The following is a 26,575-nucleotide window of genomic DNA, read 5'->3' on the forward strand; positions in this document are numbered from 1 at the left end:
ATTCAAACGGTAACATGTTACCAAATTGAAGTGTAAATATATGGGCGCTTCAGGCTCGTAATTGCTAATTCAGATAATTGCAACTGTTGCCACAGAATCTACTTAAGTATTCTGCCGCTTAACGACCGGTTTTGGATGTTTTTTGTCAGTCAACTATAGCAGCAATTTGCTAATTAAATGTCGAACTGTGCCTAAAATAAAACGGCCGTTATCTTGTGTAAGCTTCCATTGACGCCATTCGTCTTCAGTGAGCCTAAACCAGACAGTTGCGCGTTCAAAATGAATAGAAAGTTTTTGAAATGTCTGATCGGTTAATAATCTAACAATATGAAATCGAGAAAAAAGCAGACATTCACTACAAATCTTTAAACCTTCTGACGATATATTTTCCTAATTAGTTTTAATAGTACCAGTGAAGCATGTATTTTCATGATTCTTTCATATTTCCATCTGTTATTTGCAGTTGTTTTGCAAGTATCTCCCAGCCCGCCAAGCCTCCTTCAAAGCCTAATTGAGAAGCTAGCCCCTCAAGCGATTGCAATGCCTGAGCGTAGTTCGATTCTTTGGCGATAACATAAACAGAGCACCAAACTTCAACAGCTTCTTGCATTTCATTATTTTGAATATGAATATGTCCCATATTAAATAGAGTTGCACACAAACCTGCCTTATCGCCGATTTCCTGCATAATAGCGAGAGACTGTTTGAAGTAGTTTAGTGCGGTCTCGTATTCACTCCTTTCATAAGCATTTGCTGCCATATTATTGAGGGTGGCGCCTTCACCGGCCTTATCGCCGATTTCCTGCATAATAGCGAGAGACTGTTTAAGGTAATTGAGTGTGGTCTCATAGTCACCCCATGCAGCATAGATTTGCGAGATATTATTGAGGGTGTAGCCTTCAGCGGACTTATCGCCGATTTCCAGAAAAATAGCTAGAGACTGTTTGTAGTAGTTGAGTGCGGTCTCGCAGTCACCGCTTGCAAAAGCGTTAGTTCCCATATTAATGAGGGTGGTGCCTTCACCGGACTTATCGCCGATTTCCTGTCTTATAGCGAGAGACTGTTTGAGGTAGGTCAGTGCGGTCTCGTAGTCACCCCATGCGTCATAGATTTGCGAGATATTATTGTGGGCGTCGCCTTCACCGGACTTATCGCCGATTTCCTGTAAAATAGCGAGAGACTGTTTGAGGTAGTTGAGTGCGGTCTCATAGTCACCCTGTGCATGAGTAATAGTTCCCATGGTATTAAGGGTGTAGCCTTCACCGGACTTATCGCCGATTTCCTGTCTTATAGCGAGGGACTGTTTGACGTAGTTGAGTGCGGTCTCGTAGTCACCACGCGCCTTAAATATATGCGATATATTATTGAGGTTGCTGCCTTCACTGGACTTATCGCCGACTTCCTGAGCAATAGCGAGAGACTGTTTGAGGTAGTGCAGTGCGGTTTCGTAGTCACCACGCTCCTTAAATATTTGCGACATATTATTGAGATTGGTGCCTTCGCCAGATTTATCGCCGATTTCCTGTAGAATAGCGAGAGACCGTTTGAGATAGTAGAGTGTGGTCTCGTAGTCACCCCGTGCTTGGTAAATACCTGCAATGTTATTGATGGCAGCGCTTTCACCGACCTTATCACCGATTTCCTGAGCAATAGCGAGAGACTGTTTGAGGTAGTAGAGTGCGGTCTCGTAGTCACTCCTTGCGGTATAGATTTGAGAGATATTATTGAGGGTGTAGCCTTCACCGGACTTATCGCCGATTTCCAGAAAAATAGCTAGAGACTGTTTGTAGTAGTTGAGTGCAGCTTCATAACTACCAATACAATGATATTGTCTACCGATGTGACCTTGTGTCGCTGCTAGTATTATAGCTGAATGGGGTAGGCTCAGTGAAGGAAGAAGATAGTCATTTAGCAGACTGTAGTAGAGGCCCGCTCGGCTCAAACTGCCCGAGATTACATAAAGCAGTAAATGCTGTGCAGCGTCTGTTTCAGCGGCTTCTGTCAATGCATTATGGATAATCAAGGCTAAATCTAGGCGTTCCCTTTGCTCAAGCAGGTCATGATACAAATACAGAGCAGCGACTTTTCGTGTTTTAAGAGTTGTCTTCCAGCCCTGTTGCAGTAGGTAGTCTTTCACTAAAGGCGCAACCAAGTAATCAGTTACACCAAACTCACTATTATTAATGCGCTCTACCAGTGAGAAATTGGCTAATGCTTCGATGGCTTCAATATGCCCATCTTTCTCAGAAAGTGGAGGCATTACTTTGAGTGCGACAACACTTATCCCTTTCATTGGCACCTGGGTTGGATAGGCAAGTAAACGCGACAGCAAGGAGCGTTCTAGTTCACTCCGCTGGCTTAACACTTTGTCCAAGGCCATATCGGTTTGACTTTCATTTTTGGCCAGACTAAGGGTGGTTAAAAAGTCGTTAGTTTCGGCCAAGTCCATAGTTTTGGAGGCCTTGACAAAAAATTCAAAAGCGCGGAAGTTGCCACCTAACACTTCATACACTTCACGGCTTTTTCGTTGTTCCGTGAGTGTGGTTAGCAATCCCTTTTGACGGGCGAAAGCGATGAAGTCGCTGTAGGCGGGTTCTTCTAAATCATGATGCGTCTCTCCCTCCCATCCAGGTATACACCAGCGTGAGGTGAGGATGATACGTAGCCCCTGTGTCGTAAGTGTTTGCGCAACAGTTATCCAAAACTTTACATCATCAGTTAACTCTCGGCTTTGCGGGTCCTGAATAGATTCCAGATTATCCAAGAATAACACCACTTTGCCCTGATGCTGTGCTAGTAGATATTTGAGTAGCGTTTGCGCTTGTTGGGGGGCACTCAGTCGCGCTTTTCTGTCATCATATCGTTTTGCATGATCAGCTTCTAAGGCAAACTCTAAGTCAGTCACAAAGTCTGACCACTGGTTGCCTTCCCGTGCGGTGTAGGCAAACACTTCAAACTCTGCTTGCATTAACTGTTGGCAAAGTTTACCCGCGAGTGCAGTTTTCCCCATGCCGCCGGCTGCAGTTAACAGCAGTTGTTTTTGGGTGCCATCCAGTAAAGGGGGCGATAGCGTGTACAACTCCCGTTTACGGCCTAAAAACTGCTCAGGAAGGCTGATATTGTCCATGCTGTCATTAAAACTAATGACGTATTCTTTGGGTATAGGTTTGAAAGACCAATCGACTAATGGCTGCGATATTTCGTGGCTGATTAAACTGGGTAAGCACCATTGCTGTTTGGTAATAGCTGTGCGGATCGGGTTATTCTGCTGCTCACGGGTAACATAGCCACTGATATGTGTTTTGATGGCCCGACGTGCATCTTGAAGTGCCATGGCAACGGAATGTTTGTTGGCTATCTGTTGTAAAAATGTTACTGCAAATTCCAAACCCGCACTATCTAAAATAGATTCGCGCATCCCAATGACATGGGGTATACCTTTTTGTGCCAAACGAATACTCAGGCCGTTATTTAGCTCATGCGCGTCGAATTTACCACTCTCACAGGCAGACAATACAATGGCCTGAACGCGGGTATTGTTAAAGCATGCAACTAAATCATCTTCACTCACCCTTAAACTTTTAGCGAAGTGGTCTTCAAAGAGAAACTGACCCTGATAAATATTATCTACGGCATTGTGGCGTAAGGTTCCATGCCCGCTTAAATAGACTAGGTGCGGCTGATGTACTTGCAGTGCATGTTTGAAGCTCTCAAAGCGTCCGTCATCCGGACAGGTAAGCTTAACAAGTCCTTGGTCTTCCCAAGGAGTAACAGCCTGTAGGATATTGGCCTTTTCTTCTTCAATCTGTAAGCGCCCGTGCTCCCCTAAATCCATTGGCATAGCCGCAAACAACAGGATGCGCAAGGGGGTGCTTTCAACATCGGGCAGGCTCGGCGTCAGTGCCATAGCCAGTTGGCGTGATAGCGTAAAACGTTCTAAGCGCCCCAAAAAGCCAAGTTTAGGATGATGGAGTGTTTCCCATGCTAAATTCAGTATCTTAGGGTTATTGCTTTTAATAACGATATTTAGCGCGGTTTGCCCACTAGTTTTCTCTTGGTGTGTAAATTCTTCATCACAGCCTAATGCTTGCCACAAATTCTCCCCAATTGCCTTTAAAACATCATCTTCAACTATGGTAATTTTCGTCTGGTAAGCTTGTGCAAGTTGACGGGATTGTTCAATAAGGTCAGTATTATCTATAAGAAACTGTTGTTCTAAGGTAATTAGAAATATTGGGGTTTTCATAAGCGTCCTTGCTAACGTTGCTCTCGATTAATTGGGTGAGTGTCTGGCGGAGCCTGAGAGGTGTTTTTCTCATCTATCTCAAACTTGTGCAAACAAAACTCACATTCGATTTCTATAATGGTATCTTTCATGTCCTCAGTGAAGCGAATGTGCGGTTTGCGCTTACAGTTTGCGCAGTGGTAATAACGAGTTTCTAATGACATATTAATTCCCATAAAAAGTTACCAAACACGGCAACTGCAATTCCGAAAAAGGTAAGAAAGCTGGAAACAGCTAAAAGGCGAAATTTACGCTGTGCACAAAAGTGAAAATAGGCATTGATCGTAATTGCTCCTTTGGGTTTTTTAGGAAGGGGTTCAATAATTGGGTTAACTTTCACTTCATAATGTTGTGCGGGAAAGACGGCTATAAAACTGAGGACAAGCGCGAGTAACCAAGGAGTGAAAATGCTTAACAAAAGGCACATATCAGGTACAACTGAAATGGCGTTTACTGTTGCTACCACTACTTCTTTGACGGCCAATAATTTAAGGATACCAGCATATAAAGCGGGAATTGCTAATTGAAGTTTGATGAGTTCTAAAGCGAATTTATCTAAGCGTTCGGCTTGACCGGCGAGATCTTTATAAAAGCCTTCTTCTAAAACCTCGTCAGCTTTGGTTTTGATTGGCGCGTTGGCACTAATGCGCTTGGGAGAGGGATCTGACATCAACAAGTCCTTTGTGATTAAGCTTGCTTTGAGTTTATCTTTAAATCGTTAGCAAGTACAACCGCGTGACGGAATATCTCTCTATGTATTGGGCGTAAACGGCGGCTATCAGGAAAGCTGCTTTGCAACTTGGCTATGGCACCTAATCACACAAGGACTAACTACAGAAAATAGCTACGACCGCTTTCTTGGGCTAAACGTCCATTGACGCCATTCGTCCTCAGTGAGCCTTTTGCAGACAGTCAGATGAAATCATTGGGCGCATGTTAAAAAGTGTCAGACAAATTCTAATCTTCAAGAAATTAGAAACTTGACATCTCAACATTAAATAGCAAAACGGACGTTCTCACTATGGACTGTCATAGTAAGAATTGTACAACCCAAGTGAAAACAAGCCTTTAGGCGGCATGAAGCTTATCCTCAGTGTTAGTGCGTCAAGCAAAGCTTGATGCGTCTTGCAGGGTGAAAGTCCCTGTCGGGTAAGGTCTAGCCAACCACCTGTAGCGAGTCTTGCGCGTTGCGCGGAGTTTGAGAAAAGGAGATAGCTTTTCAGGTGTGAGGACACCATCAAACGAACAACCAATGTGAAGCGTAGACAGCGAATTGTATAGGGCATAGGGGATACGTGTCCTTGAAGTGCTGGTATTCGCTTCGATAATTGATTAAGTTCTGACTGACAAGGCCGGTAACACAGTCGAAGTCCACGTAAAGCAACCGCTATTGGTGAGGTTGTGGCGAGTCAGCGGAGTTATCAAGCCGTGGCATGTATAAAGAGATGTGTTAGGAACTTGAGAGAGTCAAGGTGGTTCCCTAGGGACGGGGTAGATAAGATAAGCTAAGTTGTTAGGCGATTCGATGACCCTTTGGCAGCCAGATCAGGCCATAGTAGTCTGAGCAGGGGATAGCCTTGTAAATAGCGAAGGAGCTGACAGTTATATGAGAATTGCAATAGATACATGCACCGGACATGTAGGGCTGGATAATACATGAAAGCTGCTTTGGAATTCGTTACATTCAGTCAATGCTGTGTTGGTGATGAAATATCACTTACTACAGGAGCGTAAGTTAATGTTTTTTGATTGGGCACGTAAAGGCAATGCCTGCACGAGTATATATAACTGAAAAGCCGGATGCGGTAGTTCCGCACGTCCGGATCTGTGTGGGGTCGGCCCAGTAATGGGTCGCTCTACCACGTTTTTTGTAGGGTATTGTTATATTAATCTACGTTTTGGTTTTTAATTTACTTATTTTAAAATAACGAGCGCGGTTACTATACAAGCATAATAACCGCAGAAAAAGTTGTGGGAATTATCATCGAAAAAGTAGTAAGCTATTGAAAATAATATGGTATGGAGATTTTAAGCGATGACTATAACCCGTTGTTACAATGCAATCTTCATAATAAGCTGTCGAGCATCTCATCGAAATTGGAGTTCTAAATGAGCGAAGAGCAAATAAATGAAGACGTTGAATACGAGGCAAGACTTCGTCGTCGTTTGAGGATTCTGCAAGAGCAATTCAAAGCAGGAAAAGTAAAAATTGCCGAAGGTCTCGATGTTGAAAAGAGTCTTCTCGCTGTGCGTGAAGGCCCCGATGGGGAGATTGATTTAAGCACCGTTGATGGCTTGGTTCGTTCTATGGCATTAGCTGTTACGGCAATGCACGATAGAGAAGAGTTAAAGAAAGAAGCATCACTAAGTGAAATACAAAATATGTACTTCAAGTTTATTGAGGACAATTTTGGGCAATTCTATGAAATGATGCTAAAGCAAAACCTCACGCCTCATGATGCTGGTCGAGCATTAACTCAAAATGAAAAGTCTATCGAAGGATTTACGGAAAACCTAGACGAGTTCCTGAATGTGATAGATCAATTTTGGGAGGATGTAGGCGAAATAGCTCATATTCATGTTGAAGATATGCATGGAAATATAAAGGGCATATTTGGCGGCGACCTATTCCCTTCGCATGATGAAAACATAGCATCTAAATGCGGAATATATGCAGATACAATTGTGTTGCCTGATCCATTTTTGCGTTCCAAACACATATTTGCAAATTATCCTAAAAAGGATCAAGCGTACTATTTCATCAAGCATGCGATGAATATCCTTCAGTATAAGGATTTAGCTTGTGCTGATGTAGAAACTCCTATCGTTGCAATTCTTCCAGATCAAGCAGCACTTCAAAAAGATGAGAGAGACTTTTTCCAGACCTTAGGCAAGCAAGATTCGTTAGTTCACGCAGGAAAATTGTTCAATCGAAAATTCGATTCTTTTGAAGAGCTTATAGGGTTTGCGCAAGAGCTTGATACTATAGAACGAGCTGTCGCTGAAGTTGGCGATAAAAGCAGGGTTTTATTTGATACTGAGTGGACAGGTGATATAGCTTCTCAATTAGCCCAAGCCTTGGAAAGCGACCATTACAAGCCATTTGTAGATTCACCAGGCATGCTTCTAGCCTTGCAATCTCTCGGTCGTATGAGTGTCAGCAATGAGCTGCTAGTTAAATCCCGACGATTAAATGGTTCTCCTATTATTGATGCTCCAACCTCTTGGCAGTACCTCGTTTGGAAAATGGAATATGATGCCGAGAAAGCTGAAAATGAGTTCCAGTCTGAGAATCTGCACGTTGTCAAAGGGTTAAGCGATCTGGCTAACGGCGAAATGCAATGGTTAGGAAACATTCCTCCGGAATCTCTAATTGAAATTCGAAAAGAAGGCGCGATGGAAGAGATTCGTACTATCCTTGGGCAAGGTGTCAATGAACTTATTGAAGCAAACCCATCTAACTTTCATCGTAGTCGTGATCAGATATTTGACAATATATATAATGCTTTTAGCCAACATCAAAAAAACATTGATGAATTAACCGCTAAAAAGTGGAAATTTGCAGGTAAGGATATTGGTTCTTGGTTGGTTGTTGGCTCCCTTGAAGTTACAGCGGCAATTACTGGTGTCCCTGTTTGGGGGATGGCAACTATTGCAGCTGACCAGGTTTTGGATGTACCTAAACTTAAAGATATACCGCAGTCCATTCGTGATTTAGCTAACGAAAACGAAAAAATAAAGAAATCACCTGTGGGCATGTTGTTCAATATAAACAAGAAAAATGCTTAACAAGTCAAAGCACTCGGACATAGTAAAGCTGTCACCTTTTTTTGTTCCAAAAAAGTCGGCAACTTCACCATGCCAGTGTTAGAGGCGTTAATGTCCGCTAACGAGGAAAACGACTCTCTATGCTATCTACGAAACCTTCAATTATTAACGTGATTTTTAATAACACAAAAATCAATTCTAAGTAATGCCATATTTTTGCCAACGGCCGCTTACTTGGGTACAACGGTCGTTTACAGATCATGCCTTCGCTACGTTTTTAAGGCACTGTGATACTTACAGCGAATATGACTACCCACGGCAATAAATCGGATGAACTCAATTTGATGTGCTGAACACGCAGAAAAAGTCTATTCTTCTTATTCAGTCATAGGATGTAGCGTTAAAAAGTAAAACAATCGATATCGAGGTGTAATTAAAATTATGGGTTGAGCACATAATTCAGCTACCTTACGAGCTATTTAAAATAAGTCCACTACTGAAGTCTTATACGTATTCTGTTGTGTGTGTCGGCTGTTCTTGCTATGTTTTAATCAACCATAACGATATGGATTTGTCATACTAATTCGCTAAAATGTCTATTATTCATTGTTGCGCCACATGCTCGTTGACGCAATTGCTTGATGGACCAGTGCGCGTTATTTAAATTAAACATAGCGTTTATTCATTCCTTTACTCAAGCAAGGAAACAAGCCAGATGTCAGACAACAAACAAAAAATTATTTACACCTATACCGACGAAGCGCCACTTTTGGCAACCGCCTCGCTTTTGCCTATTATTCGCAAGTTCACTGCCGCTGCCAACATCGACGTAGAATTAAGTGATATCTCGGTAGCGGCGCGAGTACTCGCAGAATTTCCGGAGTATTTGTCTGAAGAACAACGTGTGAGTGATAACTTGGCTGAGCTTGGTAAGCTTACCCAAGAACCCGATACCAACATTATTAAGTTACCTAACATTAGTGCGTCGGTACAACAGCTAAAAGCGTGTATCAAAGAATTACAGAGTAAAGGATACGCACTCCCTAACTTCCCTGACGATCCTAAAACTGACGAAGAAAAAGAATTAAGACAACGTTATGGTAAGAGTTTAGGTAGCTCGGTTAATCCTGTTTTGCGAGAAGGTAACTCAGATCGTCGTGCTCCTAAAGCAGTGAAAAACTTTGCTCGCAAACATCCACACTCAATGGGTGAGTGGAAACAGTGGTCTCGCACCCATGTTTCGCACATGCACAGCGGTGACTTTTACGATGGTGAACAGTCTATTGTCCTCGACAAAGCACGTACCGTTAGAATGGAACTGCTTGCTGATGATGGCAATACACAGGTATTAAAACCAGAAATTCCATTGTTAGATGGTGAAGTTATTGACTTGATGTTTATGAGTAAGAAAGCACTTTGCGATTTTTATGAGCAAGAAATGGAAGACTGCCGTGAGTCAGGTATTTTGTTTTCTCTACACGTAAAAGCAACAATGATGAAAGTTTCTCATCCTATCGTTTTTGGGCATGCGGTTAAGATTTATTACAAAGAAGCTTTTGAAAAACACGGTGCTTATTTTGATGAATTAGGCATTAACGTGAATAACGGCATGGCGAGTTTGTATGAAAAAATCGCCGAATTACCTGCTACTAAGCGTGAAGAAATTGAGCGAGACTTACATGCTTGTCAGGTTCACCGTCCGCGCTTAGCGATGGTAGACTCGTCTAAAGGTATCACTAACTTCCATTCTCCAAGCGATGTAATAGTGGACGCATCGATGCCTGCTATGATCCGCTCAGGCGGTAAAATGTGGGGTGCTGATGGTAAAACTTACGATTGTAAAGCCGTAATGCCTGAATCAACATTTGCGCGTATTTACCAAGAAATGATTAACTTTTGCAAATGGCACGGAAACTTTGACCCAACCACGATGGGCACCGTACCTAACGTAGGTCTGATGGCGCAAAAAGCTGAAGAATATGGTTCACACGATAAAACATTTGAGTCAGCAAATGCTGGAACTGCAAGAATAGTAGACATCGAAAGTGGCGAAGTGTTGTTAGAGCAGCGTGTGGAAAAAGGCGATATTTGGCGGATGTGTCAAACCAAGGACTTGCCGATTCAAGACTGGGTTAAGCTTGCTGTGCGTCGCGCACGCGAATCTAAAACGCCCGTCGTATTTTGGTTAGACCCATACAGACCGCACGAAAATGAACTGATCAAAAAAGTCGAAACTTACCTTAAAGATCACGATACTGAAGGGCTCGATATTCAAATTATGTCACAAGTACGCGCAATGCGTTACACATTAGAGCGTGTGGCGCGTGGTCTTGATACTATTTCAGCTACAGGTAATATCTTGAGAGATTACTTAACTGATTTGTTTCCTATATTAGAGTTGGGAACCAGTGCCAAAATGTTATCGGTTGTTCCACTAATGAAAGGCGGTGGTTTATTTGAAACAGGCGCTGGTGGTTCAGCACCTAAGCATGTTCAACAGTTACTTGAAGAAAACCACTTGCGTTGGGATTCGTTAGGAGAGTTCTTAGCCTTAGCTGTGTCTATCGAAGATTTAGGTTTAAAACACAAAAACACAAAAGCTAAAATTTTAGCCGATACCCTAGATGCGGCCACGGGACGTTTGTTAGAGAATGACAAATCGCCCTCTAGAGCAGTCGGGCAAATAGACAACAGAGGTAGTCACTTTTACCTAAGTTTGTACTGGGCTGAAGAACTCAGTAAACAAAGCGACGACGCTGATTTAGCTGCACAATTTAAACCCTTGTTTGAAAAGTTGAGCGCCAATGAACAAGCCATTGTTAAGGAGCTAAATGAGGTGCAGGGCAAATCGGTTGATGTTGGCGGTTACTATTTAGTTGATCCTGATTTATGCGCAAAAATAATGCGACCTAGCAATACCTTCAACAGTATATTAGACGCTTAAAAATAAGACACATTACTTTTCACATTTTTCTAAGGCACTGTGATTCTTGCAGCGAATATGACAACCCACCGTCACCCCTTCGAAGGAAGGGGCCTCCAACAAACCCTAGAAAACCAAAACAACAACCACCCAAAATCAATAAACCAAAAAACAAAAGCAATTGTGATTTTTGATATTCTGGCTACCGTTGTTCTAAAAACGTCACTAGATTCTTGACTCATTCAATTCGTTTAGCACATTCTCAATGAGCTGGTGTAGCAATCAAATTGTTTCTCCGCTTTAGTTGCTAATAGATACTAAATATTACATCTGTAAGCTTTCCCACCAATGACTGCAGAACCCTTAAATAAAACAGGTTCAGTTGTTTCAGTAATAACAACATAGTTTGCGTTCTCTTGACCAGCCTCATTTCTCAATCTAAGTTTGGCAAGTTCAAGTGAAGAAGCGAAGTCACCTTGAGCGGCTGCACCCTCTACATCCTTTATTAGGGAACAGTCTTCAGGTAAATGCAATGTTGAATCTAGCAAATGCACCGCGGCTCCACTATCTGATAACGTTGTGCATGAAAAAACCACTGAGGTGGCAAGAATTGGAAATAATTTTTTTAACATAGGAATCCTTATTTTTAACTAGGTATTAGTACTTTGTCGCGCTAAACAAAGCTTTGGGTTTTCGCTTACCATTTAATGTAGCGCCAATAAACGTTGATCTAACTATCAAATCATATAGCAGCAGGGATGTGCTGAGAGTAATTACAAAAATACTGACTAACTTTATTGTCCAGTGAAATGGCAGCTCAGCAAAGGCAGTCTGCAGCCAGACAACAATGGGTAGATGCACGAGATACAGCCAATACGAGGCATCGGCAACGTAGCGAACCAATCTGTTTGGACGAGATAGCCACTTTTTACTCAAGCCAATGCTTAGCGAAATGAGTGACCACATCATAAGCGCATAACTCAACATAAAAGAAGCCTTCAATAAAGTGTAATGCGGGTGCGAAAAATTGCTCTGAAAATAAGATAGATATATTGCCGCTGCAACGGAAAAAACACACAATAAAAGCTTCGCCAAAGTAATATTTGCAAAGGAATCTAAGGTCGCCACATCTCGTTCTAGCAACCAACCGAAAATAAAGAAGCCACCATAAATACAAAACAAGGGGATATGTGGTAGCAAAGATTTATCTGGCGTGTCCAATCCCCAGTGCTGCATAAACCACAAAGCAAGTGCTGTTGGGAACGCTATGAGCAACATCATCCAAAAGGAGCTACTTATTAAGTTGATGACGCGGTCAGCAAATTGTGTAAGTCGAGATTTTGTGGGAGGGTGAAGACTTATCAAAAACCTCAAAGCAATGACGCTAGTAGACACCAGCAAAAGGTAATATAGAAACCATAGGTGAGTGCCTATAAGTAGCCCTTGAGGAAGTTGGTGTAAGCTAGCAAATCCTGCTGTGAGTGCATCTACAATGTTTACGTCACCACGCATACTTTCAGCCCCCATTATCCATCCCGAAACTAATAGTGGCTTCAATACAAACCAAGCAGTCAGCAAAGGTATACCTACTCGTATCAAGCGCGATTGAATAAAAGGTTTAATTCCCTTTTTACGCACGGTCATGTGGCTGAAATATCCAGCAATAAGAAAGAATAAAGCCATACGAAAGGAATGACTGACCAAAACAAAGCTGGGTATAAGTTTGCTAGTAGAAATATCCATAACTGCCCAGCCAATAAAGATGGGCATGAAGGACAAAGCTGTGTGGAAGGCTATACCAAGTAGCAAGGCAAAACTTCTAACTGCGTCAAGGTAATCCAATCGTGGATCATATTGTAGAGACATGGTTTTGGCCTTTGGTTTAGGATGTTTTTTTAGAGTAGCTATAAGTTAACTCAACAATGAATCAAGTCTTTTATAGCGTACGTCGGTGACGTTAATAATATGATTTGAAGCAAGCCGGTTTAGTATAAACTGACTTCATCTAGCTCATAATCAAAATTTGATTTTTGTACACTAAATGCAACTATGCTTAAGCTATTGATAGTTTGCGTGTTGAGGCTGCTTTGCTCGGACCAATTGCGCTTGAGTGAATCAAAGGGAATTTTAAGCTCATGAAATTTGCCGTCATAAGGCGCCATTACAACAGATGAGTGATAATCAAAGTTATCTACTTCAGTGCTGTTTGCTGATATAGAAAGACTGCCACTATTTATTTTAACCACTATACGAATGCCCGTATATTCGCTCGCATCGATTGGTTTACCTTCACCGTCAAGTAATAAAACTGTGCTAGCCCAGCCAGGTTGGCCGCGTGGAGGTACAATTTCACCGCTTATTTTCATCAAGCCACTTTCAATACTGACATTGGTTTGCGTAGCGCCACCGACCATGGTGTCGTTCATAAATTGTCTCGGCAAACCAAGGCTATTGTTGGTATTGTTGCTAAAGTCATCTACTATGGATGTGTCAGAATCGGCTAATAAATTACCAGATATTGCCAAAAGAGATGCTGAACATAGCATTATTAGTATGCGTGAGGTGCTATTGCGGATCGTAGACAAGGGTACTTGCTGTTTCATGTATTTACTCCAAGTTTATAAAGGATAAATCACTGGAAATCGCTTTTGGCAATTGTAGTAATAAGTGGTTAATGCTTAAGTGCCCATCTCATGAAGTAAGGTGACAATAAAAGTAATAAATTTTATCTTGGTAACTATTTACAGTTATTTAGAAATAAGTTGTCACCTTTTATATTGGGGAGGCACTTATTGAATATTCGACCCTTGTGATAAGTATTGATGACTATTTTTAAACAGCAAAAAGCAATTAATAAGACAGAAGACGTCACCTTAGTTTTAACATCTCTAGGTGGCGATCGTGATGCGTTTTGTGAAATTGTGGCCCGTTATCAAAATTTATTGTGCTCTCTTGCCTTTGCGTCTATTGGTGACATAAAGCAAAGTGAAGACCTTGCTCAAGAAGTATTCATCGAAGCTTGGTTGAAGCTTGATACTCTGAGAGAGCCCGAGAAATTGAAATCTTGGTTGTGTGGTATTTTGCGATTTAAAATCAGTCACTATTTGAGAAAAGAAAAAAATCAACCAGCAAGAGACGCAGAAGACATTGAAGGACAAATATTGGCCGATTTTTCTACATTAGATTTAGAAAAAGCGACAATAGAACAACAGCAACAAGTCCTTCTTTGGAATACCTTAAGTAACATCGATATCACTTATCGAGAGCCCTTGATATTATTTTATCGTCAGCAACAGTCTGTTGAACTCGTTGCCGATGAACTCGATTTAACGATAGATACCGCCAAACAAAGATTATCTCGAGGAAGAAAACTCCTTAAACGAGCAATGTTAGGCTTTGTCGAAAATGCCTTAGACAAAACTAAGCCCGGTACCGCTTTTACTGCAGGTGTTGCACTAATTCTTACAGACATCACTAAATCAGCTTCGGCAGCGGCAATAGGTGCTAGCTCAATTAAAACAGCCACAACCTTTAAGTTAACTAGCTTATTAACTTTTGTGGCGTCTTTTTCAGGTTTTATCAGTGCATTGTTTGGTTTAAAAGCTAGCCTATATCAGTCAAGAACCGACAATGAACGAAAACTCAGTTACAAGGTAGTTGCAAGCTATATTGTGTTTGCGCTCATATGGGTCCTTAGTATTTTTAGTATAAAAAACATTGCCTTGAGTAATCCAGATAATGCATTGACCTATACCATAATGGCTCATGCCATTGTGTTCATATTTGTGCTTGGCTACTGTTGGCTTACCTTTGCCACTTTGCGCAGCATTAAAGAATTAAGAGCGCGAGAACGAATTTTTCAACCTGAAGCCTTTAGTCGTGAGGTTGACCAACAACACTCTAAAAAACGCGAATATAAAAGCGCATTGCGTGTATTTGGTATTCCATTGATACATTTCCAATTCGCTACGCCTGAGTATAACGAGCCGCCTGCAGTTGCTTGGATTGCTGGAGGTAGCAAGGCCTATGGCGTTATTTTCGCTTGGGGGCTTATTGCTGTAGCCCCAATTAGCGTTGGTGTTATTTCTATAGGTGTTGTTAGTATTGGAGCCGTTGGCATTGGCTTAGTTAGCTTCAGCGCGGTTGCGATTGGATTGTTGGCTTTTGGTGCCTCTGCAATCGGTTATAAAGCTTATGCATCGTTGTCATCTTTGGGCTGGGAAAGTGCTTTTAGTCATGGTTTCTCAGTCGCACATGACGCGGCTATTGGTGCCTATGCTTACGCCGCTGAGGTGAATAATGAAATAGCCTATGGGGTTTCTAAACTGTCATTGTTTAGTCAAGGTAGCCATTGGATTTCAGCGCTAATTGCATTATTTGTGATTACGCCTGCATACCTGCACTATAAAAGTGTGCGTAAAAGAATGAAGAAGGATAACAATCAGTGAATACGGGTCATAGCAAAGACGGTTTTAAAATTCGTGGAGCAGAAATGACGAGGATTGAAACCTTTGTCGATGCCGCGTTTGCCTTCGCTGTGACCTTGTTAGTTATAGGCGGGGGAGATACCATTCCTGATAATTATCAGGATTTCCTGCTGGCTTTAAAGCAGGTGCCTTCTTTTACCATGTGTTTTGCTAACATTGTATTTTTTGGTACGCGCATCATATCTGGAGCAGACGCTTTGGACTAGAAGATGGGCCCTCGACCTTTTTGTCACTCCTTCTCATTTTAGTCGTATTAGTTTTTGTCTATCCGCTTAAAGCCGTTTATGCAGGTGCATTCAATTTTATCCCTGGTTTTGATTCTAGGGAAGTATTTGCCCTTAACTCTGTTGATGATTTTAGCGGTTTGCTTGTCATCTTTGGCCTCGCATTCAGCTTGCTCTCTGGCATTATTGCCGCACTTAATTGGCATGCGTTTCGCCTTGCAGACGTGATTGGCCTCTCTAAACACGAGAAGTTTGATACCCAGACCGTTACCTTGCTGTGGTTTATAAACGCTTTGATTCCCCTAGGCTCTGTTGCCATAGCATTGTTAACAACAGGTGTTTTTTGGACCAAGGCTGCTAGCTTCTTTTATATTGCTTTTGCGCTCGTGCTGCCCGTTTTAAAAGTTTGGAGACAGCGCTTGCGGCTTAAAATCTATGTTAGATCTTAAGAATCAGTAATTTTATAAATACGCGGGTTCAAACTGTGGATAGAAGAAATGAAATATTCAATATTGCTTGGAGAGCATTAAAAAAATAAGTGGTGGACGCTACTGGGCTTGAACCACTCGCCTCATCTTTTGTAAAGAACGGCGATGCTTATGTACTTTGGAGAAGTGGTGGACGCTACTGGGCTTGAACCAGTGACCCTCGCCTTGTAAGGGCGATGCTCTCCCAACTGAGCTAAGCGTCCGGTAAATCTGAATTGTATGAAGAAAAAGTGGTGGACGCTACTGGGCTTGAACCAGTGACCCTCGCCTTGTAAGGGCGATGCTCTCCCAACTGAGCTAAGCGTCCGCTATTTTCTTCAAACTACCTGCTAATCTGCGACTCTGCGATTTCGCTGAGTGTTCTTAACAAGTGGAGCGGTATTATAGAGTTGCGCTTAAAAGTGTCAACCCGATTTTGATAAAAAAAGTGTGTTTGCGCAAAAATAACGCAATTTAGTGAAAATCTCAGCGTTTGCTGGGCCCAAATACAGACCGTTGACCAATAAAACGTCATACTGCAACTTAATGACAACGAACAAAATAAAAATATAGCTTAATGCTTTAGAAGCAACTAGCAACGCTGTAGAATACGCTAGCTTTTAAATTTAAGACAAGGTCACACATAAATATGTCGGTAGTTACTCGCTTTGCCCCTAGTCCAACGGGGTATTTACATGTAGGTGGTGCTCGCACTGCGCTTTATTCATGGCTATATGCCAAAAATCAAGGTGGTGAATTTGTGCTTCGCATCGAAGATACAGATTTAGAACGGTCTACAGACGAAGCTAAGCAGGCCATATTAGACGGTATGCAATGGTTAGGGCTAAGCCATGACAAAGGTCCTTATTATCAGACCGAGCGTTTTGACACCTACAATAAGTTCATCGATTTATTGCTAGAGCAGGGACACGCGTATAAGTGTTTTATGAGCAGTGAAGAGCTAGACGCTATTCGTGCAAAACAAGAAGAAAATGGAGAGAAACCTCGTTACCCAGGCACGTGGCGAAACCGAAGCGATCATCCTGAAGGCCAGCCCCACGTTATTCGTTTCAAAAATCCTCAAGAAGGTGATGTGGTCTTCAATGATCGTGTACGCGGTGAGATTAGAATATCAAACACCGAACTTGATGATTTAATTATTCGTCGTACCGATGGTGCACCTACCTATAATTTCTGCGTTGTAATTGACGACTGGGAAATGGGTATTACTCATGTAGTAAGAGGGGAGGACCACATTAATAATACGCCTCGTCAAATTAATATTCTAAAAGCCTTAGGCGCACCAGTTCCTGAATACGCGCATGTTAGTATGATTTTAGGGGACGATGGCAAAAAATTATCTAAACGTCATGGTGCGGTCAGCGTTATGCAATATCGTGACGATGGATATTTGCCCCAAGCCGTAGTGAATTACTTGGTTCGTTTAGGCTGGTCTCATGGAGATCAAGAAATATTTAGTCTTGACGAAATGATCAAGTTATTTAGTTTGGACAATATTAGTAAATCAGCAAGTGCGTTTAATACTGAAAAACTCGTTTGGCTCAACCAGCATTACATGAAAACATTGCCAGCAAGTGAAGTTGCCAGCTTCGCAGCTTGGCATTTTGGGGATCAAGGTATTGATATTGCCAATGGTCCATCACTTGAAGCGCTCATTCCTGTTCAGGCGGACCGTGTAGAGACTTTAAAAGAATTGGCGTCAGTTAGTCGTTATTTTTACGAAGACTTTACAGAGTTCGATCCAGGGGCTGCTAAAAAGCATTTGCGACCTGTTGTGAAAGACAACCTCATTGCGGTGCAATCAAAACTGGCTAATTTGTCGGTTTGGGATGCTAGCAATATTCAACAAGCGATAAACGATACGGCAACTGAACTTGAAGTTGGCATGGGTAAAATTGGTATGCCGTTAAGAGTTGCGGTAACAGGCGGAGGAAACTCTCCATCGCTCGATGTGACCTTAGCGCTGCTTACACAAGCACAAGTTGTACAAAGAATAGACAAGGCTGTCGACTTTATAAGCAATCGAGAAAATTCTTAAAAAAATCGTTGACATGACGGCGCTCGATGCCTAGAATGCGCCCCGCTGTCACACAAGTGTAGTGCCCAGTTTAGGTTTTAAGATTGGTACTGTGTGTTGACACATGGGGCCATAGCTCAGCTGGGAGAGCGCTTGCATGGCATGCAAGAGGTCGGCGGTTCGATCCCGCCTGGCTCCACCAAGGACTTATTGTGTCCCCTTCGTCTAGAGGCCTAGGACACCGCCCTTTCACGGCGGTAACAGGGGTTCGAATCCCCTAGGGGACGCCACTTTTTTGCTTGTGCAATAATTTGGCACCACTAGAACTTAACCATTACTAGGCTCACGGTTAAGTTAAAACGAACACTAGTAGTCATACTATTTTTCGTTTACAATTTGAAATGTTGCGTACCGGCAAGAACATCGTTTTTTGTCCCCTTCGTCTAGAGGCCTAGGACACCGCCCTTTCACGGCGGTAACAGGGGTTCGAATCCCCTAGGGGACGCCATTTTGAAAACAGAAAAACCAGCTTTTTTAAGCTGGTTTTTTTGTTTCTATACGTTTATTTTTTTGAGATATCTTCTTGTGTTTAGCGCGTTAAAAACTTAAGCTTTGATGTCAACTTTTGTTGTTGCCTATGCTTCACAGTTTTTAAAAAGGTCAGGTATATTTTGTTCGCTAGAACGCTTGTTTTCTCCATATTAATTTTTAGCAGTTTACTCTCGATGCCGATTGTAAAAGCGGGGCTCTCTACTGAACCCGGTATGGATATTGACGAGTTTATCGCCTCTGCATACACACCCACTTACGATTGCCCTAGCGCTGAAGTGAATACTGGTATAGACAAATTTCTAGAAGGGAATACGGGCGATCCTGATTTTGAATTAAGTACTCAGCAAATTCTGCAATTGACGAGTATGAAAACCCATGGCTTGATTTGTGCCAGTAAATTTGCTGAAGCGCAAGCAATGGTAAAGAAATTGCTCGATAACAAGGATGCCGACCGCAACGCTAAATACTACGCCTCTGCGATTTTTCAATACGGATTTGTTTTTGACGTGCAAGAAAAAAAAGAAGCTTGTGATTATTATTCGCTCGCTCGCGATTCTGCAAAAGACAAATATGTTGATGTTCACCTAAGTGCGAGTATGGGCTATATCTCTGAATGCATGAATTCGAGGTTAGATGAACGTTTGCTCTCAATGTATAAGTTGCTAGAGTCAATCGCCAAAATGGATAATCCAGCAGCGTTAGCTCATGCGTACAACCGAGTGGGTTATTTTTATGCGGTCTCGGGCCAACCGAGTTTGGCAGCTTACCAATATAAAAAGGCCTTTGATACCGCAGAAAATATTTATACCGATGAAAACTTAGTCACTCTGCTAGGCAACTTAATTACAGCCTTGCGAGCAAGTGATGATCATGAGGGTACTAAACGAGCCTTAGAAAAGTTTGCTTCTATTAATGCACGCAGCGGCACCGTGCAAACCAAGGTTTTATACCATGTTCATCTAGCAGGTTATTACGCGAGTACTAAAGATTATAAGAATTTAGCGAATGCGCTTGAAAGTTGGGAAGCAATAGGCGCGGGTAATAAAAACATTATCTACAATGGCTTTAAGAGTTGGTATGACGCTGTCTTATGTTATTCAAAAGAAGACCTGCAATGTTTGCGTGATTATCTTGAATCTGAAGCAGATGCCAGTGACACATATAAAAACTATTTTAATAACAGCAAACATTATCTGAAGTTTTTAGTTGATGCACATTTAATGGCACAAGACCTAGAAGGTGCGACGCTGGCACTTGAAAAATACGCTGACAAAATGCAGCAAATCATAAGAGTGACGCAGAACAATAACCGCGCTTTAGATCTCACTAGCCTTCATGATAAAATCATCAACTTAGAAGAAACCCTAAACGAGCAAAAACAAACCAAAAATCAAGTGATATGGGCTGCGGGTATAGCATTATTTGTGGCTCTGCTGATTGTACTGTGGTTTGTAAGACGAAAGTACATAGAGCATAAGTCTTACGATAACGCTACGGGAGTGCTTACCCATGAGGCCGTGATCAATAAACTAGCGCAATTACCTAAACCTAGGCCACAATGTACCAATGCATTAGCGATTTTTGACATGGCAAACTTCATCGAAGTTAATCCATCATTAGTCTCTATGAAAGGGGATGATGTGCTAGCTAAAATAGCGACTACCTTTAAAGGAATTACGCGTAGTTCAGATCTACTAGGCAAATTTGCACCTCATCAATTCATTTTATGTTTAGTCGATATTGAAGAAGAACCCGCGCAAGCGTTTTTTGAACGAGCCAAACAGGGCTTAGCGAGCACCTTTGCGAAGCACAATAAACAAGATGATATACGCGTTGATTCTAGTATGAGTATTTATTATAGCGCAGAGAGTTTCGACGATATTGATGAAATATTGAATAATATGGTGCTGTCTTTAAATATGCAGTCTGAGCAATAATTACCCCTTACGCAAATGGTCGTCTGGCGATCGAGATAATATTTTCATGAAAATTATATTGGCTCCTATGGAAGGAGTTGTCGACCATTTAATGCGAGACATGCTTACCAATGTTGGTGGTTATGATTTGTGTGTCACTGAATTTGTAAGAGTTGTAGCTACGCAACTCCCTCATCGCGTTTTTTATCGTTTGTGTCCAGAACTCCACAATGATGGCTACACCAGTACGGGAGTAAAAGTAAAAGTACAGTTACTCGGGCAAGACCCATACTGGTTGGCAAAAAACGCATTAACCGCCATTGAACTTGGTTCACACGGTGTTGATTTAAACTTTGGATGTCCAGCGAAAACCGTCAATAAATCAAAAGGGGGCGCTGTACTGTTGCAGTACCCTGAAACCTTATATGATATTGTTAAGGCCGTCAGAGATGCGGTTCCGAGTGAGCATGAGGTTAGCGCAAAGATACGTTTAGGCTTTGAAGATACTGCGCTGGCAATTGAAAATGCCCAAGCGATTGAAAGTGCAGGAGCCTCGTCACTTGCAATTCATGCACGCACCAAAACAGACGGTTATCGTCCGCCGGCTTACTGGCCTTGGATTGCAAAGATTAAAGCTAAAACGACGCTTCCTTTGATTGCTAATGGCGAAATATGGAGTCAACAAGACGCGAAATTGTGTATTGAACAAAGTCAGACCGGTGACATTATGCTGGGGCGCGGTGCGCTTGCACTGCCGAATTTAGCGGCCACCATAAAATATGGCAATACGCCTTATTCTTGGGACGAAGTTAAAGCGCTATTAGTTAAATATACCGCTTATGAAATTAAATCTGAAAAAGGCCTATACTTCCCCAACCGTATTAAACAGTGGTTTACCTATTTAAAAAGACAATACCCTGAAGCTGAAGACATGTTTATGCAGTTACGCCGAATGAAAGATGCTAATGAGATAGTGAAAACCTTACTTTCCTAAATATTTTTAAAATTTAATGCTTTGGTATTTGCGCTAATTGCAATTGCCTATTAGGATTAAGCTGCACAGCATTATTCCCATAATTATTATTTAAGCTTAACTATTTAGCAAGGAACGTAATGTATACAATATCTACACCTAAATTAGTGCTAGCCCTGTTGGTTTCGTCAGTATTTTTGAGCGCATGTAGCGACGACGATAGCAAAGAGCAAACTGCACGAGATAAAAAGAATCCTTTTCCCAGCACTTATCAACGTATTGAGTCTAAGCCCGTTGTGATCACTAATGTCACTATTTTGGACGGTCTAGGAAATAAAATCGAAGAGGGCGAAATACTACTTGAAGACGGTAAAATTTCCGAATTTGGTAGCGATGTTTCTGTACCACGAGATTCGATTGAAATTGATGGTACAGGTAAATGGTTAACACCGGGCATAATCGATAACCACAGTCATTTGGGCGTATATGCCTCACCCAGCACGCGTTCGCATTCAGACGGCAATGAAATGACTGGACCAGTAACCGCTGAAGTTTGGGCCGAGCATTCGATATGGCCGCAGGATCCCGGTTTTCAGCGAGCATTGGCAGGAGGGGTTACGGCCCTGCAAATCTTACCCGGTTCGGCTAACCTTTTTGGTGGCCGCAGTGTAACGGTAAAAAATCTACCTAACCGTACTATGCAAGACATGAAGTTTCCTGAAGCGCCCTATGGCATAAAGATGGCTTGTGGCGAAAACCCTAAGCGCGTTTATGGCAGTAAAGGCGGTCCAATGACGCGCATGGCGAATGTTGCTGGATACCGCAAAGCATGGATTGAAGCGCAAGGATATCAAAAGAAGTGGAATGAATACGAGGCCGCATTAGAAGATGGCGAAGGAGCGCAAGCGCCAGAACGTAATTTGCGACTTGAAACTTTAGCTGGTGTGCTGAACGGAGAAATTCTAGTACATATGCATTGTTACCGAGCCGACGAAATGGCGGTAATGATGGATGTCATGAAAGAATTCAACTATAAAATTGGTACCTTTCATCATGCCGTAGAAGCATACAAGATAGCCGATAAACTCGCTGAAAACGAAGTATGTTCTGCTATGTGGGCTGATTGGTGGGGCTTTAAAATGGAAGCGTACGACGGCATCCGTGAAAATGTTTCTATGGTACATAAGGCAAATGCCTGCGCAATTGTGCATTCAGACAGTGATTTGGGTATTCAGCGTCTAAACCAAGAAGCTGCTAAGGCATGGTCAGATGGGCGTAGAGCCGGATTAGACATTAGCCAAGCAGAGGCGTGGCAATGGCTTTCAGCAAACCCTGCTAAATCGTTGGGTATCTTTGAACACACCGGGTCAATCGAAGAAGGTAAAAATGCTGATGTCGTACTTTGGTCCGCTGATCCATTTTCGACCTATTCTCAAGCAGAAAAAGTCTTTATCGATGGCGCAATGGTCTACGACAGAAGCAATCCTGACAGCTGGCCGGTGAGTGATTTTGAAGTTGGTCAAATTGCACAAGGAGATGCCAAATGAAACAGTTATGTAAAGTAGTGAGTCGCCTTAATAAAAAATTCATGGTTAATCCTGCAGCTTTCACTAGTTTTCTGTGTCTTAGTGCATTATTTTTAAGCTCGCAAGCCCATGCTGAAAAACTAGCAATAACAGGAGCAAAAATTCATACCATGGCGAGCAAAGGTGTCATTGAACAAGGCACTGTATTGATTGACGACGGTAAGATTAAACAAGTACTCGATGGTATATCTGTACCTTCTGGTTATACCGAAATAGACGCCACTGGCAAGGTAGTCACGCCCGGTTTTATTGGTGCTTTAACTAGCTTAGGCTTGGTGGAAGTGAGCTCTTCTGCTGGGGTCAATGATTCGCGCGTTGATACTCATGAGGGCGGCCATGCTTTATCAAGTGTGGGCGCAGCCTTCGACGTCAAATATGCTATAAATACGGATTCAACATTGATTGACATTACTAGACTAGAAGGTTTTACCAGTGCTGCTACCGGCATTAGTTCAACTGGACAAGTGTTTAACGGGCAGGGCGCTTTTATTAGCTTATCTAAGTCGTTTGATTCACTCGTTCGTTCAGGCGCCTACATGCATGTTGATGCCGGAAGTGGCGGCGCTAATACTATTGGTGAAAGCCGCGCAGCCTTGTGGTTAGCGATTATGCAAAGTTTAGAAGAAGCGCAAGCCTTATCGGCTGAAACCTTGTCACCAGCAAAAGAATGGCATGCGATGATATCGCGCGCCGATGCTCAGGCACTTATTAAGGTTGTTAAAGGCGAGATGCCATTATTGCTAACAGTAAACAGAGCAAATGATATATTACAAGCACTAGCTCTCAAGGAGCGCTTTACTAATATTCAATTAGTATTGGTCAGTGCAAGTGACGCTTGGCGCGTTGCAAAACAAATTGCCCAAGCGAATGTCCCTGTTATTCTTGATCCAGAACACAACCTGCCGGGACAATTTGATCAGTTAGGTGCAACCATGGAAAACGCTGCAAGGCTAAATAAAGCCGGCGTAGAAATATCGATTGGTATCAACACTCACAATATTCGCCTTGCACCTCAACATGCAGGTAACGCGGTAGCTAACGGTTTACCTCATGATGTCGCCTTGGCCGCCTTGACCATTAACCCGGCTAAAATCTACGGCGTAGATAAATTGGTGGGGAGTTTAGAAGCAGGCAAACAGGCTGATCTTGTTGTTTGGTCAGGTGATCCACTAGAAGTAACTGAAGCGGCTGAGCACGTTTTTATTAACGGTGTTTCGATGAAAATGGAGTCGCGACAAACGAAATTGCGTGATCGTTACTTAAATAGAGATACGGCTAAACCAGTTACATACTCGCATTAAGTAGCTCAATATTGATATAGGCCCCAATACAATGTGAATTGTATTGGGGCTTTTTTTGGGCGAATTTAATAATGTTGGTACTTGCAGGCCAAGAATAGTAATGGTTTGCGAAAGGTTTGTTATTTTATTATTGCTTTTTTTCAGTTGTCAGGATCATTTACAAAGTAGAGCAGTGCCAATTCCTAAATCTCATAAGTAGCTGTAAATTAATAAAATAAAAAGTTGGCACAGCCATTGCTATACCCTCAGTACTAGGAACGTTTAGTCACTCCCGGCTAATGTTTGTTTAATCCTATTTATACTTGAAGGAAATTCACGATGTTAAAGAATATTTTATGTGGCGCTACCCTTTTATGTGCAGCTGGTTTTGCAAATGCAGCAAGTATCACTGTTAGCGAAGTTGTTACTATCGCAGATACTAACTTTCAAACTACTGTTAGCTTAGCTAAGTTTGATACCATGGGCGGTACTCGCGTACTAGACTCAGTCGCCTTTTCAATTGACGGCGAAATCATCGGTTCTGCTGAAGTTGAGAGTAGAGACGCACAAGCAGCGACTATCGTGACTAATTTATCTGCTGAGCTTATTCTTATTGATGCAATGATGAATCAATTGGTTGTGGCGATGCCTACAATCGTAAATACTTTCAGCGCAACAGCGTATGACGGTACTCTAGATTACGGCGGTACTTCAGGTTTTACCTTAAATAACATTACCGCGAGCACAACAGCAACTTCAGCAGCGTTTACTGATGCTGGCACCTTAGCGGCATTCACAGGCCCAGGTTCAACATCATTCGTATTTGATGCGAACGCAACTAGCTCTGCAACAGGCGCTGGTAACTTAGTAACTGGTTTTACTACCCAAGCAGGTGGTCTAGTATCAGTAATCTATAATTACTCTGACATCACAGTGCCAGTATCGGCTCCTTCACACATTGCATTGATGGGCTTAGGTCTATTAGCATTTGCTGGCTTAAGAAAAACGCGCAAATAAGCTTTATTGCAAGAACACACACGCAAAAAAAATCACCGCAAATGCGGTGATTTTTTTTGCGTGTAATATCACTCATTATGCTGATAGTACAAGCAAAGGTGTTTTAGGTATATTTTCGTATATTTAATGCAATCTATGCGTCTGTCGAAGTCGTCAGCATATTTTACATTGGCATCGCAATCCAGATAGCAACTTAGCTAAGTGCATGAAATAAAGTGTTTTTAAAAGTTGGCACAGCCATTGCAAAACCTTAGTTGTAGGAACGTTTAGTCACTCCCGGCTAAAGTTTGTTTAATCCTATTTATACTTTAAGGAAATTCACGATGTTAAAAAATATTTTATGTGGCGCCACCCTTTTATGTGCAGCTGGTTTTGCAAATGCAGCAAGTATCAGTGTTAGTCAACCGGTTGGTATTTCAGATACTAACTTTGAAACCTCAGTAAGCATAGCTAAGTTTGATACCATGGGCGGTACTCGCGTACTAGACTCAGTCGCTTTTTCAATTGCAGGCGAAATCATCGGTTCTGCTGAAGTCGAAAGTAGAGACGCACAACCAGCAACTATCGTAACTAATTTATCTGCTGAGCTTATCCTTCTCGATACAATGATGAACCAATTGGTTGTGGCGATGCCTACAATCGTAAATACCTTTAGTGCAACAGCGTATGACGGTACCCTAGATTACGGCGGTACTTCAGGTTTTACTTTAAACAATGTTACCGCGAGCACAACAGCGACTTCAGCGACGTTTACCGATGCTGGCACCTTAGCGGCATTTACAGGCCCAGGTTCAACGTCATTCGTATTTGATGCGAACGCAACAAGCTCTGCAACAGGCGCTGGTAACTTAGTAACAGGTTTCACCACGCAAGCAGGTGGTATCGTTTCAGTTATCTATAATTACACTGACATCACAGTGCCAGTATCGGCTCCTTCACACATTGCATTGATGGGCTTAGGTCTATTAGCATTTGCTGGCTTAAGAAAAGCGCGTAAATAAAGCTATCGCAAGAACACACACATTCTTTAAAATCACCGCACAAGCGGTGATTTTTTTG

General features: G+C 42.2%; 18 protein-coding genes and 5 tRNA genes. 15 read left to right on the forward strand and 8 right to left on the reverse strand.

Features of this window, described 5'->3' with window-relative positions:
* Nucleotides 1-427 precede the first annotated feature (427 nt).
* From AC0L6H_RS13600 to AC0L6H_RS13610, 3 genes are read right to left on the reverse strand one after another with little or no spacing between them, the layout of a single operon-like run.
* The gene (locus AC0L6H_RS13600) at nt 428-4,246 is read right to left on the reverse strand and encodes a tetratricopeptide repeat protein (protein WP_473389599.1); all 3,819 of its coding nucleotides are present in this window, start codon (nt 4,244-4,246) and stop codon (nt 428-430) included.
* An 11-nt stretch (nt 4,247-4,257) separates the two neighbouring features.
* The gene (locus AC0L6H_RS13605; protein WP_473389600.1) at nt 4,258-4,449 is read right to left on the reverse strand and encodes a hypothetical protein; all 192 of its coding nucleotides are present in this window, start codon (nt 4,447-4,449) and stop codon (nt 4,258-4,260) included.
* The gene (locus AC0L6H_RS13610; protein WP_473389601.1) at nt 4,440-4,955 is read right to left on the reverse strand and encodes a hypothetical protein; all 516 of its coding nucleotides are present in this window, start codon (nt 4,953-4,955) and stop codon (nt 4,440-4,442) included. Before AC0L6H_RS13610 ends, AC0L6H_RS13605 begins: the two co-directional genes overlap by 10 nt.
* Before the next feature lie 1,439 nt (nt 4,956-6,394).
* Here AC0L6H_RS13610 and AC0L6H_RS13615 point away from each other — a divergent pair.
* Nucleotides 6,395-8,074 (forward strand): hypothetical protein, encoded by a 1,680-nt coding sequence (locus AC0L6H_RS13615; RefSeq protein WP_473389603.1) that lies wholly within the window; start codon nt 6,395-6,397, stop codon nt 8,072-8,074.
* A 694-nt stretch (nt 8,075-8,768) separates the two neighbouring features.
* Nucleotides 8,769-10,997 (forward strand): NADP-dependent isocitrate dehydrogenase, encoded by a 2,229-nt coding sequence (locus AC0L6H_RS13620; RefSeq protein WP_473389604.1) that lies wholly within the window; start codon nt 8,769-8,771, stop codon nt 10,995-10,997.
* Between the two features lie 296 nt (nt 10,998-11,293).
* Here the strand turns inward: AC0L6H_RS13620 and AC0L6H_RS13625 are convergent, their stop codons facing one another.
* The 3 genes from AC0L6H_RS13625 to AC0L6H_RS13635 form a co-directional block, all read right to left on the reverse strand.
* The gene (locus tag AC0L6H_RS13625) at nt 11,294-11,608 is read right to left on the reverse strand and encodes a hypothetical protein (protein ID WP_473389605.1); all 315 of its coding nucleotides are present in this window, start codon (nt 11,606-11,608) and stop codon (nt 11,294-11,296) included.
* Nucleotides 11,609-11,633: 25 nt separating this feature from the next.
* On the reverse strand, nt 11,634-12,842 hold the full coding sequence (locus AC0L6H_RS13630) for an acyltransferase family protein (RefSeq protein WP_473389606.1): 1,209 nt from the start codon (nt 12,840-12,842) through the stop codon (nt 11,634-11,636).
* A gap of 119 nt (nt 12,843-12,961) precedes the next feature.
* A complete protein-coding gene (locus AC0L6H_RS13635) occupies nt 12,962-13,579 on the reverse strand; it encodes a CIA30 family protein (RefSeq protein WP_473389608.1) in 618 nt (205 codons plus the stop codon).
* A 219-nt stretch (nt 13,580-13,798) separates the two neighbouring features.
* On the opposite strand from AC0L6H_RS13635, the gene AC0L6H_RS13640 reads away from it, so the two are divergent.
* The 3 genes from AC0L6H_RS13640 to AC0L6H_RS13650 are packed head-to-tail and all read left to right on the forward strand — an operon-like array spanning nt 13,799 to nt 16,136.
* Nucleotides 13,799-15,424 (forward strand): RNA polymerase sigma factor, encoded by a 1,626-nt coding sequence (locus AC0L6H_RS13640; protein ID WP_473389609.1) that lies wholly within the window; start codon nt 13,799-13,801, stop codon nt 15,422-15,424.
* Nucleotides 15,421-15,669 (forward strand): TMEM175 family protein, encoded by a 249-nt coding sequence (locus AC0L6H_RS13645; RefSeq protein WP_473389611.1) that lies wholly within the window; start codon nt 15,421-15,423, stop codon nt 15,667-15,669. Before AC0L6H_RS13640 ends, AC0L6H_RS13645 begins: the two co-directional genes overlap by 4 nt.
* Before the next feature lie 20 nt (nt 15,670-15,689).
* The gene (locus AC0L6H_RS13650) at nt 15,690-16,136 is read left to right on the forward strand and encodes a hypothetical protein (RefSeq protein WP_473389612.1); all 447 of its coding nucleotides are present in this window, start codon (nt 15,690-15,692) and stop codon (nt 16,134-16,136) included.
* Nucleotides 16,137-16,302: 166 nt separating this feature from the next.
* On the opposite strand, the gene AC0L6H_RS13655 is transcribed toward AC0L6H_RS13650, so the two are convergent.
* Both AC0L6H_RS13655 and AC0L6H_RS13660 read right to left on the reverse strand, forming a co-directional pair.
* Nucleotides 16,303-16,378 (reverse strand) — tRNA-Val (locus AC0L6H_RS13655).
* A 28-nt stretch (nt 16,379-16,406) separates the two neighbouring features.
* Nucleotides 16,407-16,482, reverse strand: a tRNA-Val gene (locus AC0L6H_RS13660).
* A gap of 321 nt (nt 16,483-16,803) precedes the next feature.
* Between AC0L6H_RS13660 and gltX the strand changes: the two genes are divergently transcribed.
* From gltX to AC0L6H_RS13710, 10 genes are all read left to right on the forward strand, one after another.
* Nucleotides 16,804-18,213, forward strand: coding sequence for a glutamate--tRNA ligase (gltX, locus tag AC0L6H_RS13665; RefSeq protein WP_473389613.1), 1,410 nt, complete (start codon nt 16,804-16,806; stop codon nt 18,211-18,213).
* 105 nt (nt 18,214-18,318) lie between these two features.
* Nucleotides 18,319-18,394: transfer RNA gene (locus AC0L6H_RS13670), tRNA-Ala, on the forward strand.
* A 12-nt stretch (nt 18,395-18,406) separates the two neighbouring features.
* Nucleotides 18,407-18,482, forward strand: a tRNA-Glu gene (locus AC0L6H_RS13675).
* 142 nt (nt 18,483-18,624) lie between these two features.
* Nucleotides 18,625-18,700: transfer RNA gene (locus tag AC0L6H_RS13680), tRNA-Glu, on the forward strand.
* A gap of 217 nt (nt 18,701-18,917) precedes the next feature.
* Nucleotides 18,918-20,681: a diguanylate cyclase domain-containing protein gene (locus AC0L6H_RS13685; RefSeq protein WP_473389614.1), complete on the forward strand. Its 1,764-nt coding sequence runs from the start codon at nt 18,918-18,920 to the stop codon at nt 20,679-20,681.
* 46 nt (nt 20,682-20,727) lie between these two features.
* Nucleotides 20,728-21,654: a tRNA-dihydrouridine synthase gene (locus tag AC0L6H_RS13690; RefSeq protein ID WP_473389615.1), complete on the forward strand. Its 927-nt coding sequence runs from the start codon at nt 20,728-20,730 to the stop codon at nt 21,652-21,654.
* A 119-nt stretch (nt 21,655-21,773) separates the two neighbouring features.
* Nucleotides 21,774-23,180, forward strand: a complete 1,407-nt coding sequence (locus AC0L6H_RS13695) for an amidohydrolase (RefSeq protein ID WP_473389616.1) — start codon at nt 21,774-21,776, stop codon at nt 23,178-23,180.
* Nucleotides 23,177-24,520 carry an amidohydrolase family protein gene (locus AC0L6H_RS13700; protein ID WP_473389618.1) on the forward strand — a complete coding sequence of 448 codons (1,344 nt, stop codon included), beginning with the start codon at nt 23,177-23,179 and terminating at the stop codon, nt 24,518-24,520. Before AC0L6H_RS13695 ends, AC0L6H_RS13700 begins: the two co-directional genes overlap by 4 nt.
* Nucleotides 24,521-24,838: 318 nt before the next feature.
* The gene (locus tag AC0L6H_RS13705) at nt 24,839-25,516 is read left to right on the forward strand and encodes a choice-of-anchor E domain-containing protein (RefSeq protein WP_473389619.1); all 678 of its coding nucleotides are present in this window, start codon (nt 24,839-24,841) and stop codon (nt 25,514-25,516) included.
* Between the two features lie 323 nt (nt 25,517-25,839).
* A complete protein-coding gene (locus tag AC0L6H_RS13710) occupies nt 25,840-26,517 on the forward strand; it encodes a choice-of-anchor E domain-containing protein (protein ID WP_473389620.1) in 678 nt (225 codons plus the stop codon).
* Nucleotides 26,518-26,575 lie beyond the last annotated feature (58 nt).

It is taken from the genome of Glaciecola sp. G7-5, from assembly GCF_055808975.1.

What these genes read in the sequence shown, in the direction of transcription:
- AC0L6H_RS13615 (WP_473389603.1), top strand. Translation starts at nt 6,395, where the DNA reads ATGAGCGAAGAGCAAATAAATGAAGACGTTGAATACGAGGCAAGACTT.
- AC0L6H_RS13605 (WP_473389600.1), bottom strand. Translation starts at nt 4,449, where the DNA reads ATGTCATTAGAAACTCGTTATTACCACTGCGCAAACTGTAAGCGCAAA.
- AC0L6H_RS13710 (WP_473389620.1), top strand. Translation starts at nt 25,840, where the DNA reads ATGTTAAAAAATATTTTATGTGGCGCCACCCTTTTATGTGCAGCTGGT.
- AC0L6H_RS13625 (WP_473389605.1), bottom strand. Translation starts at nt 11,608, where the DNA reads ATGTTAAAAAAATTATTTCCAATTCTTGCCACCTCAGTGGTTTTTTCA.
- AC0L6H_RS13610 (WP_473389601.1), bottom strand. Translation starts at nt 4,955, where the DNA reads ATGTCAGATCCCTCTCCCAAGCGCATTAGTGCCAACGCGCCAATCAAA.
- AC0L6H_RS13705 (WP_473389619.1), top strand. Translation starts at nt 24,839, where the DNA reads ATGTTAAAGAATATTTTATGTGGCGCTACCCTTTTATGTGCAGCTGGT.
- AC0L6H_RS13700 (WP_473389618.1), top strand. Translation starts at nt 23,177, where the DNA reads ATGAAACAGTTATGTAAAGTAGTGAGTCGCCTTAATAAAAAATTCATG.
- AC0L6H_RS13640 (WP_473389609.1), top strand. Translation starts at nt 13,799, where the DNA reads ATGACTATTTTTAAACAGCAAAAAGCAATTAATAAGACAGAAGACGTC.
- AC0L6H_RS13685 (WP_473389614.1), top strand. Translation starts at nt 18,918, where the DNA reads ATGCCGATTGTAAAAGCGGGGCTCTCTACTGAACCCGGTATGGATATT.
- AC0L6H_RS13695 (WP_473389616.1), top strand. Translation starts at nt 21,774, where the DNA reads ATGTATACAATATCTACACCTAAATTAGTGCTAGCCCTGTTGGTTTCG.
- AC0L6H_RS13620 (WP_473389604.1), top strand. Translation starts at nt 8,769, where the DNA reads ATGTCAGACAACAAACAAAAAATTATTTACACCTATACCGACGAAGCG.
- gltX (WP_473389613.1), top strand. Translation starts at nt 16,804, where the DNA reads ATGTCGGTAGTTACTCGCTTTGCCCCTAGTCCAACGGGGTATTTACAT.
- AC0L6H_RS13635 (WP_473389608.1), bottom strand. Translation starts at nt 13,579, where the DNA reads ATGAAACAGCAAGTACCCTTGTCTACGATCCGCAATAGCACCTCACGC.
- AC0L6H_RS13630 (WP_473389606.1), bottom strand. Translation starts at nt 12,842, where the DNA reads ATGTCTCTACAATATGATCCACGATTGGATTACCTTGACGCAGTTAGA.
- AC0L6H_RS13600 (WP_473389599.1), bottom strand. Translation starts at nt 4,246, where the DNA reads ATGAAAACCCCAATATTTCTAATTACCTTAGAACAACAGTTTCTTATA.
- AC0L6H_RS13690 (WP_473389615.1), top strand. Translation starts at nt 20,728, where the DNA reads ATGAAAATTATATTGGCTCCTATGGAAGGAGTTGTCGACCATTTAATG.